Source organism: Paludisphaera soli, from assembly GCF_011064595.1.
Classification (GTDB): domain Bacteria; phylum Planctomycetota; class Planctomycetia; order Isosphaerales; family Isosphaeraceae; genus Paludisphaera; species Paludisphaera soli.
This window is the reverse complement of the sequence record NZ_JAALJI010000003.1, coordinates 384,530-394,590: the sequence shown is the minus strand read 5'-3', so window position 1 is coordinate 394,590 and position 10,061 is coordinate 384,530. Positions and strand designations below refer to the sequence as shown.

General features: G+C 68.4%; 11 protein-coding genes and 1 tRNA gene. 7 read left to right on the top strand and 5 right to left on the bottom strand.

What is annotated here, in order from left to right:
- Positions 1-26: 26 nt before the first annotated feature.
- Positions 27-929, bottom strand: a complete 903-nt coding sequence (locus tag G6O68_RS06715; RefSeq protein ID WP_165246116.1) for an alpha/beta hydrolase — start codon at positions 927-929, stop codon at positions 27-29.
- A 316-nt stretch (positions 930-1,245) separates the two neighbouring features.
- Between G6O68_RS06715 and lpxA the strand changes: the two genes are divergently transcribed.
- Positions 1,246-2,070, top strand: coding sequence for an acyl-ACP--UDP-N-acetylglucosamine O-acyltransferase (gene lpxA, locus G6O68_RS06710; RefSeq protein WP_165246114.1), 825 nt, complete (start codon positions 1,246-1,248; stop codon positions 2,068-2,070).
- A 22-nt stretch (positions 2,071-2,092) separates the two neighbouring features.
- On the opposite strand, the gene G6O68_RS06705 is transcribed toward lpxA, so the two are convergent.
- Positions 2,093-2,359: a hypothetical protein gene (locus tag G6O68_RS06705; RefSeq protein WP_165246112.1), complete on the bottom strand. Its 267-nt coding sequence runs from the start codon at positions 2,357-2,359 to the stop codon at positions 2,093-2,095.
- Between the two features lie 303 nt (positions 2,360-2,662).
- On the opposite strand from G6O68_RS06705, the gene G6O68_RS06700 reads away from it, so the two are divergent.
- The 6 genes from G6O68_RS06700 to G6O68_RS06675 all read left to right on the top strand — a co-directional run bounded on the left by G6O68_RS06700 (position 2,663) and on the right by G6O68_RS06675 (position 6,999).
- Positions 2,663-3,253, top strand: coding sequence for a hypothetical protein (locus tag G6O68_RS06700; RefSeq protein ID WP_165245610.1), 591 nt, complete (start codon positions 2,663-2,665; stop codon positions 3,251-3,253).
- A gap of 48 nt (positions 3,254-3,301) precedes the next feature.
- A complete protein-coding gene (locus G6O68_RS06695) occupies positions 3,302-3,802 on the top strand; it encodes an anti-sigma factor family protein (protein ID WP_165246110.1) in 501 nt (166 codons plus the stop codon).
- A 13-nt stretch (positions 3,803-3,815) separates the two neighbouring features.
- The gene (locus G6O68_RS06690; protein WP_165246108.1) at positions 3,816-4,883 is read left to right on the top strand and encodes a hypothetical protein; all 1,068 of its coding nucleotides are present in this window, start codon (positions 3,816-3,818) and stop codon (positions 4,881-4,883) included.
- A 39-nt stretch (positions 4,884-4,922) separates the two neighbouring features.
- A complete protein-coding gene (gene ribD / locus G6O68_RS06685) occupies positions 4,923-6,083 on the top strand; it encodes a bifunctional diaminohydroxyphosphoribosylaminopyrimidine deaminase/5-amino-6-(5-phosphoribosylamino)uracil reductase RibD (RefSeq protein ID WP_240911082.1) in 1,161 nt (386 codons plus the stop codon).
- Positions 6,084-6,173: 90 nt separating this feature from the next.
- Positions 6,174-6,848 carry a redox-sensing transcriptional repressor Rex gene (locus tag G6O68_RS06680; protein WP_240911081.1) on the top strand — a complete coding sequence of 225 codons (675 nt, stop codon included), beginning with the start codon at positions 6,174-6,176 and terminating at the stop codon, positions 6,846-6,848.
- A gap of 80 nt (positions 6,849-6,928) precedes the next feature.
- A tRNA-Gln gene (locus tag G6O68_RS06675) sits at positions 6,929-6,999 on the top strand.
- A gap of 39 nt (positions 7,000-7,038) precedes the next feature.
- Here the strand turns inward: G6O68_RS06675 and G6O68_RS06670 are convergent.
- The 3 genes from G6O68_RS06670 to G6O68_RS06660 are packed head-to-tail and all read right to left on the bottom strand — an operon-like array spanning position 7,039 to position 10,048.
- A complete protein-coding gene (locus G6O68_RS06670; protein ID WP_165246104.1) occupies positions 7,039-8,649 on the bottom strand; it encodes a response regulator in 1,611 nt (536 codons plus the stop codon).
- Positions 8,646-9,224, bottom strand: coding sequence for a chemotaxis protein CheB (locus G6O68_RS06665; RefSeq protein WP_165246102.1), 579 nt, complete (start codon positions 9,222-9,224; stop codon positions 8,646-8,648). The genes G6O68_RS06670 and G6O68_RS06665 overlap by 4 nt, the downstream gene beginning before the upstream one ends.
- Positions 9,221-10,048: a CheR family methyltransferase gene (locus G6O68_RS06660; protein ID WP_165246100.1), complete on the bottom strand. Its 828-nt coding sequence runs from the start codon at positions 10,046-10,048 to the stop codon at positions 9,221-9,223. Before G6O68_RS06660 ends, G6O68_RS06665 begins: the two co-directional genes overlap by 4 nt.
- Positions 10,049-10,061 lie beyond the last annotated feature (13 nt).

The following is a 10,061-nucleotide window of genomic DNA, read 5'->3' as shown; positions in this document are numbered from 1 at the left end:
TAGACGCGAGCGGAGGCGGGCGGGCCTCAGGGGCTCAGGTTGTCGTCGAAGAATCGCGAGATCAAGGCGACGTAGCGCCCGGGGTCCGATCGATACGCCTCGACATGCTCGACGCCCGGCAAGAACGTCGTCAGGCAGGCCGCGCCGACGGCCCGGCCGAGCTTACGCGCCTGATCGACCGGGACGGTCGAGTCGTCCTCGCCGTGGATCAGGAGCATCGGCCGGTCGCCCCAGGCCGCGGCCGCGGCGATCGGTACGAGTTCCTCGGTGCGGAGGCCGTAGAACACCCGCGCGCACGCGAGGATGCCGGGGTTGAACCAGCCGGGGAGCCGGCTGTGCTTGCTGAGTTGCGTCTCCAGCAGCCGGGGCAGGTCGCCGTAGGGGCTGTCCAGGACGGCGGCCCGGATCGAGGGATTCGCCGCCGCCTCCAGCACGAGCGTCGCCGCCCCCATCGAGTAGCCGAGCCATCCGATCTGGCCCTCGTCGTAGCCCTCGGCTCGCGCCCAGTCCAGGACGGCGCGGAGATCGGCCCGCTCGCGGCTGCCGAGCGAGAGCCGCGACGGGTCGCTCTGCCCGTGACCCCGGAGGTCGAACAGGAGCACGTCGTAGCCGCGCGCGTGCAGGTCCCTCCCCAGGTTCGCCATCTCGGGCCACGAACTCCACATGCCGTGGACGAGCACGAGCAGGCGACGCGGCTCGCCGGCGACCAGCCGCCATCCCCGGAGCGTGAAGCCGTCGCGGGTCCGGGTCGTCCAGGGTTCGGCGTCGAGGCTGAGTCGACAGGGGTCGAGCGTCAGCGGATGGTTCGTGGCGCGCGTCAGGCGCTCGGCCGTGAGCCAGGAGATCGCGAGGTAGGCCCCCGCGAACAATACGAGCCCGGCCGCCAGCGCGAGCCGCGAGAGCACGAGCATCCGGGAGCGGGACATCATCCGCGTCGCCTCCTCTCGATCTCGATCCCGATCGCGGCGGCGCGTCCGATGGCCGCCCTCGGCGAGCATACCGCGGCGGCGCCGGACGGGACAGCGGAAACGCGCGACCCGCGCGGCCGGTCCACCGGGCCCGGACGCGGCCGAACTCCACCTCTTCCAGAAGTCCCGGGAACGAGGAAATGCCCGCCCGCCGCGGGCGGGTCCCCGTCCCGCACGGCGCGTTTGTCTCATGCGGCAAAACCCATTCGACCGATGAAAGTAGTCGGCGAGGTGGTTGCGGAATGCCGGACGGACGCCGAGCGCGAGGAGAACGATCATGACGCTGGTCTATTCGGAGACCGTCCACGCGACGGCCATCATCGATCCCGAGGCGATCCTCGCCCCGGACGTCCAGGTGGGGCCTTACGCAATCATCGAGGGGGCGGTACGGATCGGTCCCGGCTGCGTGATCGAGGCCCACGCCTGCCTCTGCGGGCCCCTGACGATGGGTCGGAACAACTTCGTCGGCCACGGCGCGGTCATCGGCAAGAGCCCGCAGCACCGGGGCTATCGCGACGAGCCGACCGGCGTGCGGATCGGCGACCACAACGTGTTCCGCGAGTTCGTGACCGTGCACCGAGGAACCGTGCAGGGGGAGAGGGTCACGATGATCGGCGACCACAACCTCTTCATGTGCAACTCCCACCTGGGCCACGACGCCCGCGTCGGCGACCACTGCACCGTGGTCAACAACGCCCTGGTGGCCGGCCACGTGACGCTGGGAGATTCGTGCATCCTGTCCGGCAACACCGCCGTGCAGCAACGCGTACGGGTCGGCCGCCTGGCGATGCTCGGCGGGATGGGGGCCTCGTCGAAGGACATCCCCCCGTTTCTCCTGCAGCAGGGGTATAACTGCGTGACCGGGCTCAACCTGGTCGGCCTTCGCCGCGCGGGCGTCTCCAACCAGGCGATCAACGCCCTCCGGCAGGCCTACCGGATCCTCTATCGCGAGGGGCGGCCGATCTCCGCCGCCCTGGAACGGATCGCCGGGGATCTGGGCGAGATCGCCGAGGTCGCCGAGTTCCTGGAGTTCATTCGCGAGTCGAAGATCGGCATCAACCCGGCCAGGTCCAGCGACCGCGAGAATTACGAAGTTCAGTGATCGAAATCCAAGCCGGGCCCGGTCAGCTCGGTTGCCCGGGCGGCTTGCCGGGCCGTTCGCGGCCCTCGGCCTGCTCCAGCTTTTCGCGCACTCGGGCGAACTCCTCAGCATCCATCTCACCTTCGAGGCGAGCCTGGCGGAAGGCGTCCAGGAGTTCCTCGGGGGTGGCCGGGTCCAACTCCTCGTGGGCTTCCTCCCAGGACCGGTAGGCCAGCACGCCGCCCCAGATCATCGCGATCACCAAGGCGGCCAGACCCATGTAGTAATACAGGGGATCCGTCGGGGGCATCTCCCCGAGCAAGCCCGTAACGGCCGCGATGTCGAGTCGATCGTCACGCAATTTTGGAAGTCCTCCCTGGCCAACGTCCGCCGCACGCGCGAGGCCCCGAGTGCGGACCGGCCGGTTGGATCTGCGAAGACCTCGCGCTTTGCTCGGTCGAGTCGGTTGATTATACTAGGTGAATGTCTCGGCGCGGCCGAATCGTTCCCATCAGGCGCACTTCGGGTCTTGTCGAGCGTCGACGCAGGTCGAACACTGATCTTCAGGAACAGGATTCCCGACGTCGCTTTTCTGAGGAACAGGGGGGCTCCCATGATTCACCCGAAACTCCGTGGCTCCGCCCTGCTGCTGTTCGGCCTGGGCGTGCTCTGCGCACCCTCCACCGCGCGAGCCCAGCTAGGCATCGGAGATATCACCTCAGATCCTTTCGCCTTCTATTACGCCTACTATCTGCCCAACCAGCAGATGCAGGCCATGCGTCCTCGGGCCGACGACTCGATCAATCAGGCGGTTCAGCAGCGGCAGTACTACGCCAACATCTCCAAGCCGAGGCTCTACGACCCGATCTCGCCCTACACGGCCGAGCCCTACGATCCCTTGCGGCCCTACAACCAGCAACAGGGACGCGAGCGCGCCGCCAACCCCTATCGGTTCGCCCAGGACCCCTCGAATTCGGACGGCACCGGGCCGTCGCTCTACTACGGCCGCGCCTCGCAATACTTCCCCAACCTGAGGGCCGGCCGCGGACCGAATGCAACGGTCGCCACGGGTGGTCGTCGTATGGGCGGCAGTCGTAGCGGCGGCGGGATGGGCATGGGTGGCATGGGTGGCATGGGCGGTATGGGTGGTATGGGTGGCATGGGTGGTATGGGTGGCATGGGTGGCATGGGGATGCCTGGCTGAGCATCAGCGGACTGGGCTGAAGTCGACGACCGTGGAGGAAGTTCGTTCATGTCGGCCGGCTCCGAGCATCAGCGATTGCGACCCGAGGAACGCGCGAATCTCGTCGCGTACATCGACGGCGAGCTCACGGAAGCCGAATCGCGAGCCCTTTCCACCAAGCTGACGCACAGCCCGACGGCCCGTCGCGAAGTGGACCTGCTCAAGAAGACGTGGGAAGCGCTTGAGAAGCTGCCAAGGCCCCATGTCAGCGAGGAGTTTCACGAGCGGACGCTGAGTTACGTCCACTCGCTCGAGGTCGGTCGAGGTGCCCGGTTCGCTCCGCTCGCGGGCGTGGCGAGGAGTTTCGTGAGAGGCGTCGCCTGCTTGCTGATCCTCGCCTCGGCCGGGGCGGCCGGATATGGCGCCGTTCGCCACCTCTGGCCCGATCCCGACGAGCGTGTCATCCGCGACCTGAGCCTCGCCGAGCATCTCGACGAGTATCTGGAGGTCGGCGGCTTCGACCTCCTCGACGCCCTGAAGAACACGCCCGAGTTCCGCCCCGGACGTTGAACCGAGCCAACCCATGATCGGCCTCAATCACAGTTCGACCCGCGCCCGACTCGTCGCGTCGTCGCTCGGCGTCATTGCGGTGGCCCTGGCGGGGGCCGCCACTCTCGAAGCCAATCGGCCCCGGTTCCTCGTCAAGTCCGCCGCCGAACGCCAGGACCTCCGCGAGGCCCTGCGTCGCTACGACATGAGGCTGAATCTCGACGAACAGCGAGCGGCGCGAGGGCTCGACGACCGCCTGAATTCCCTGCCGGATTCCGATCGCGACGAGTATCTGACCGTACTGCGACGCTATCACAACTGGCTCCACCTGCTCCCGGAGCGGGTCCGAAACGAGATCCTGAACCAGCCTGTCGACGCCCGACTCGCGAAGATCCGCGAGGCGGCCGCGAAGTATCCGCCGCCCGACGGCGAGTCGCGATCGCCCCTGGATTTCATGCAGATCGGCGGCACGGGGGCGTTCGAGCTGGCGTCGCTCTGCAAGGTGTGGCTCTCGCTGTCCCCCGCCGACCGTCAGCGCGTCGACGCTCTGCCGGCCGGCGACCGCAAGGGCGAGCTGATCCGTCGCGGTCGCGAGTTGAAGATCCCCCGGGAGCTCAAGCCCGATGACTTCGAAGAGGCGCGCTGGGCCGCCGAGGTCGAGACGCGCATCCGCGAGCTTCGCGAGGCGTCCGCCGGCCCGAGGGACTGGATCGGCAAGATCGAAAGCAAGTTCGAGCAGGCCGGTCCCAACATCCCGGAGGTTCCGCAGCGGCCTCGGCCGTTCATGCACCGGCTGGCGGTGAACCTTTACGTGCAAGAACACGTGCCGGCCCATCCCGTCGATTCGACGAGGTTGGCCCAATTCTTCGCGGCCACGCCCCCCTGGATCCAGTCGACCTTCGGGGCCTTCCCGAGCGACGAGGTGCGTCGACGGCTCTCGGTAATCTATCGCATCCTCTTCCCCTTTCCTGAGGAATATCGGCCGACGGCGTCGACCGCGAAGGCTGCGGCACCCCCTCGCAAAGCCCCCCCCGGCGGACCCTCGGCGAGCCCCCCAAGCGGGCCGACCACCCCGAAGGCGACGGTCCAACCGCCGTTCTGACCCCCCTGATCGCGGCGAGAGAGGCGAGCGAACCCGACGATGGGCGACGAGTCCGAACAGGCCTGGATGCGACGGGCGATCGACGAGGCCGCCCGGGGGCGGGGGGCTGTCGAGCCCAACCCGATGGTCGGCGCGGTGGTCGTCCGCGACGGCGAACTCATCGCCGTCGGGCATCATGAGCGATTCGGGGGCCCCCACGCGGAGGTGGTCGCCCTGCGGGCCGCCGGAGACCGGGCGTGCGGAGCGACGCTCTACGTCACGTTGGAGCCCTGCTGCCATCACGGCAAGACCCCGCCGTGCACGGAGGCCGTCCTTCGAGCGGGAGTGAACCGCGTCGTGGCCGCGCATCGCGACCCATTCCCCAAGGTGGCCGGCGGGGGACTCGCGCGACTCCGCGACGCGGGTCTCGACGTCTCGGTCGGCCTGGGGGGGCCGGAAGCTGCGGCGCTCAACGCCCCCTACCTGAAGCGGCTGTTCACGGGCCGGCCCTATGTGATCGCCAAGTGGGCGATGACGCTGGACGGGAAGACGGCGGTCGCCGGCGGCGACAGCCGATGGATCTCGTCGCCAGCCTCCCGGGTCCTCGTGCACGAGGTCCGCGGCCGGATGGACGCGATTCTGGTGGGGGTCGGGACCGCGACCGCCGACGATCCGATCCTGACCGCCCGCCCTCCCGGCCCTCGGACTCCCTGCCGCGTCGTCATGGATTCCGGGGCGCGTCTCCCCCTGGATTCGCAGCTCGTGAAGACGGCTCGGGAAATCCCGACGCTCGTCGCGGTGGCCGACCGGGTCCTCCCGGACGCGGTGCTTCGCCTGCGGGACGCGGGGTGCGAGGTCCTTGAGTTCCCGGGCGAGTCCCGTCCTCCCGTCGGCCCCCTGCTGACCGAGCTGGGACGGCGCGGGATGACCAGCGTGCTCGTCGAGGGCGGAGGCCCGGTCCTCGCCGCCTTCTTCGAGGCCGGCGAGGTGGACGAGGTCGACGTCTTCCTCGCCCCGCTCATCGAGGGGGGCGATCACGCCCGCACCGCGGTCCGAGGGCGCGGCCGAGCTCGGATGGCCGACGCCCTTCGACTCCGCGGCTTGCAGCGCACGCTGATCGGAGACGACGTACGCGTGCAGGGAACCGTCCCCCAGGCCTGGCGGGGACGCATTGCCGGATTGTATGAGCCGGAAACCGCGGCCGAGCTCAACCCGCCTTGACGTCGGCGGGATTCGGTCGTTACTATTGTTTAATCAGACGGCATGGATTTTGCCCAATCAGGGACTAGCCTTCCTTCGGAGATCCACATCGTGAGTCCTTCACGAAACGGGCATCCGAACGCGAAGCCGGCTCCGAAAGCCGTCGTGGGGCGGGTCAGCCTTTACCTCCGGCAGCTGGAAGCCCTCCAGCGCCAGGGCCTGAGCAAGACGTCCAGCCATCAGCTGGGCGAGCCGTTCGCGATCAAGAACGCCCAGGTCCGCAAGGACCTCGCGTTTTTCGGGCAGTTCGGCAGGCCGGGCATCGGCTATGAGATCAACGACCTCATCCTGGTCCTGAGGCGCATCCTCGGGGTCGACAAGGACTGGCCGCTGATCCTGGTCGGTCTCGGCAACCTGGGCCGGGCCTTGCTCCGGTATCGAGGGTTCCAGTCGCGTCGGTTCCACATCGTCGCGATCTTCGACACCGACCCTCGAAAGGTGGGGCAGGTTCATCAGGGGGTGACGGTTGAACCGCTCGACCTCCTTCGCAAGACCATCGCCGCCCACAAGACGACGCTGGCCCTGCTCTGCGTGCCGGCCGAGGCCGCGCAGGCCGTGGCCGACCAGATGATCGCCGTCGGCATCCGGGGCATCCTCAACTTCGCGCCCGTGCCGCTCGCCGTGCCGCCGAACGTCAGCGTCATCGCGGTGGACCTGAGCATCCAACTCGAGAACCTCGCGTACAAGGTGCAGGGCTCGCTCGACGGCGTCTCGTGGGCGGGATGAGATGAGACGGGCCGGGGCCGGCCTTCCCCGCGCACTCATCTTCACGGGGTGCGGAGCGCTCGTTAGAATGCAAGGACGATTACCCGGTGGTGAAACGGTATCACAACAGGTTTTGGTCCTGTTTTTCCAGGTTCGAATCCTGGCCGGGTAGCTTCCCCCCCTCGCCCCCGATCGGCCAGGTCGCGGCCCTTCATCCTTCCTGGGACTCTCGGTCGAGGGGCCGGGTACCGTTCAGCAGTTCCATCAGCTGATCGATGTCGATGGGCTTGATCATATGATGATCGAAGCCCGCTTCGATGGCGCGGGCGCGATCCTTGTCCTGCCCGTAGCCGGTGACGGCGATGAGCTTGATCGCCCGGGTTGCGGGGTTTTGCCGCAGTCTTTGGGCCACCTCGTACCCGGTCATCCCCGGCAGCCCGATGTCGAGGATGAGGGCGTCCGGCCTTCGTTCCTCGGCGAGGCGGACGGCCGTGCGTCCCTCGTGGGCGACGACGACTTCATGCCCCAGGAGCTGGAGCAGGCGGGACATCGCGAGCGCGGCGTCGGTGCAGTCGTCGACGACCAGGATCAGGAGCTTGGCGGTCGCGGACTCCGATCCGGTGGCGACGCGGGCGGCCTCCTCGGCGGCCCGCGCCTCCGCGTTGGCGATCGGGAGGCTGACCGTGAAGGTGCTGCCGTGGCCGATCCCCAGACTTTCCGCGGCCACCGAGCCGCCGTGGAGCTCGACCAGCGACTTGACGAGCGTGAGGCCGATTCCCAGGCCCCCCTCCGAGCGGGACATGGATCGGTCCCCCTGCGCGAACAGCTCGAACATCCTGGGGAGCTGGTCGGGCGGGATGCCGATGCCGGAGTCCTTCACCGCGATCGCCAGCCGGCCGCCGGCGACCGTCGTCGAGAGGTGGATCCGGGCCTCGTCCTCCGAGTACTTCGCGGCGTTGTTCAGCAGGTTGACGATGACCTGTTCGAGCCGCGTCGGATCGACGTCGACCGTCGCGGAGCCGTGGCCGAGGTCGACGGACAGCTCGTGGCGACGCTCGCGCACCAGCGGCGCGACGGACGTCACGGCCTGTTGGAGGATGGGGCCGGGGTCGAGGACCTGCTTCTTCACGCGGATCTTGCCGTGGTTGATCCGGGAGACGTCCAGCAGATCGTCGATCAGGCGTGAGAAGGTCTTCATCTGATTCTCGATGACCTGCTTCGCCCAGTCGTGGTGCGCGGCCGAGCCGCTCATCTTCCAGAGCTGCACGGCGCTGGCGACCGCCGAGAGCGGGTTGCGAAGCTCGTGAGCCAGCATCGCCAGGAATTCGTCCTTCAGGCGGTCGGTCTCCTTGAGCGCCGCGGCGTGACGCCGGGTCTCTTCCAGGAGCCTGGCGTTCTCGGCGAGCGCGGCCTTCAGCTCGTCGCGCTGGCGGGCGAGTTGGAAGAAGACCTCGACCTTGCTGCGGAGGACGTCGGGCTCCAACGGCTTCCCGAGGAAGTCCACCGCCCCGGCCTCGTAGCCCCGGAACCGCCGCCGCTGGTCGGTGTTGCCGGCGGTCAGGAAGATGATGGGGACGCGCCGGGTCCGCTCGGCGCCGCGCATCAGCTCCGCGAGTTCGAAGCCGTCCATGCCGGGCATCTGCACGTCGATGAGCGCGAGCGCCACCTCGTGCTTGAGCAGCAGTTCGAGGGCTTCGGGGCCGGAGCGGGCCGTGAGGAGCTCCAGGCCGTCGCGGCGCAACAGGGCCGCGAGCGCGACGAGGTTCTCCTCGAGGTCGTCGACCAGAAGGAAGTAGACGCGATCGGTCGATGATTCGGTCATGACGGGCCTACGATACCAAGAAGGTGCTTGGCGATCTCCCCCAGGCTCATGGCGGCGGCTTCGGGGCAGGCGAGCAGGGCGGCGTGCGGCATCGCCGAGGCCAACGCCTGATCCGGCGACTGGACCAGCCCGACGCCGCCCGCGTCGCAGATGGCTCGCAAGCCGCGGGCTCCGTCGCTGTTCGCCCCAGAAAGCACGATCCCCACCAGTCCGGGGCCGTAAGCCTCGGCGGCGGTCTCGAACAGGACGTCGATGGAAGGGCGCGAGTAGCGGACGGGCTCCTCGCTCGAGAGCGAGAGCCGGCGGTCCTCCTCCACCATCAGGTGGTAGTCGGGCGGGGCGAGGTACACCATCCCCCCGACGATCCGCTCCTTGTCCTCCGCCTCTTTGACGGCGATCCGGCAGCGCTCGCGGAGGAGGGAGGCCATGAGACTCTTCCGGTCAGGCGGCAGGTGGACCACCACCAGCACCGGCAGCGGATAGTCTTCGGGGAGTTCGGGGAGGATGACGGACAGCGACTCCAGGGCCCCCGCCGACGCCCCCACCGCCACCGCCGCGACCCTCGGCCCGCTCATCGGTCGCCTCGTTTCTGATAGATCCGCTCGTCCCGGACGAACTCCTCGAACGCCTCGGCGTGGAGGGAGAAGTGCAGGCTCTCCTTGCCTCCGATCCCCAGGAAGCCCTTCCGGGACAGCGAATCCTTGAACAGCCCCACGGCCCGGTCCTGCAACTCGCGGTCGAAGTAGATCAGCACGTTCCGGCAGGAGACGAGCTGGACCTCGGCGAACACCTCGTCGGCCGCCAGGCTGTGGTCCGAGAAGACGGCGCGGCGCCGCAGGCTCTTGTCGAAGACGGCCCCGCCGTAGGCCGCCGTGTAGTAGTCGGAGAGCGACGACTTCCCCCCCGATCGACGATGATTCTCCGTGAACAGGGGGATGCGGTCCATCTCGTAGACGCCGGCCTCGGCCCGGCGCAGCGCCTCGGGGTTGATGTCGGTGCCGTAGATCATCGTCCGGTCCTCCAGCCCCTCCTCCCGCAGGAGGATCGCCAGCGAGTAGACCTCCTCCCCCGCGCTGCAGCCGGCGACCCAGATCTTGAGCGATGGGTACGTCCTCAGGTAAGGGACGACATGCTCGCGGATGGCGCGGAAGTAGTCCGGGTCGCGGAAGAACTCGCTCACCTGCACCGTCAGGTAGGAGAGCAGGTCGGGGAAGACGGTCGGGTCGTGCAGCACCCGATCCTGCAACGTCGAGAAGCTGCGGCATCCGAACCGCTCGCGCGCCTGGCGGAGCCGTCGCTTGAGCGAGGCGGTCGAGTAACCGCGGAAGTCGTAGTGATACTTGCGGAGGATCGCCTCGAGCAGAAGGCGGAACTCGATATCCTCGGTCGAGTCGAGCATGGGTCGTCCGACC

Bases quoted from the DNA above. Each gene is read 5' to 3' on its own strand.
- G6O68_RS06715 (WP_165246116.1), bottom strand. From the start codon at position 929: ATGATGTCCCGCTCCCGGATGCTCGTGCTCTCGCGGCTCGCGCTGGCG.
- lpxA (WP_165246114.1), top strand. From the start codon at position 1,246: ATGACGCTGGTCTATTCGGAGACCGTCCACGCGACGGCCATCATCGAT.
- G6O68_RS06705 (WP_165246112.1), bottom strand. From the start codon at position 2,359: ATGCCCCCGACGGATCCCCTGTATTACTACATGGGTCTGGCCGCCTTG.
- G6O68_RS06700 (WP_165245610.1), top strand. From the start codon at position 2,663: ATGATTCACCCGAAACTCCGTGGCTCCGCCCTGCTGCTGTTCGGCCTG.
- G6O68_RS06695 (WP_165246110.1), top strand. From the start codon at position 3,302: ATGTCGGCCGGCTCCGAGCATCAGCGATTGCGACCCGAGGAACGCGCG.
- G6O68_RS06690 (WP_165246108.1), top strand. From the start codon at position 3,816: ATGATCGGCCTCAATCACAGTTCGACCCGCGCCCGACTCGTCGCGTCG.
- ribD (WP_240911082.1), top strand. From the start codon at position 4,923: ATGGGCGACGAGTCCGAACAGGCCTGGATGCGACGGGCGATCGACGAG.
- G6O68_RS06670 (WP_165246104.1), bottom strand. From the start codon at position 8,649: ATGACCGAATCATCGACCGATCGCGTCTACTTCCTTCTGGTCGACGAC.
- G6O68_RS06665 (WP_165246102.1), bottom strand. From the start codon at position 9,224: ATGAGCGGGCCGAGGGTCGCGGCGGTGGCGGTGGGGGCGTCGGCGGGG.
- G6O68_RS06660 (WP_165246100.1), bottom strand. From the start codon at position 10,048: ATGCTCGACTCGACCGAGGATATCGAGTTCCGCCTTCTGCTCGAGGCG.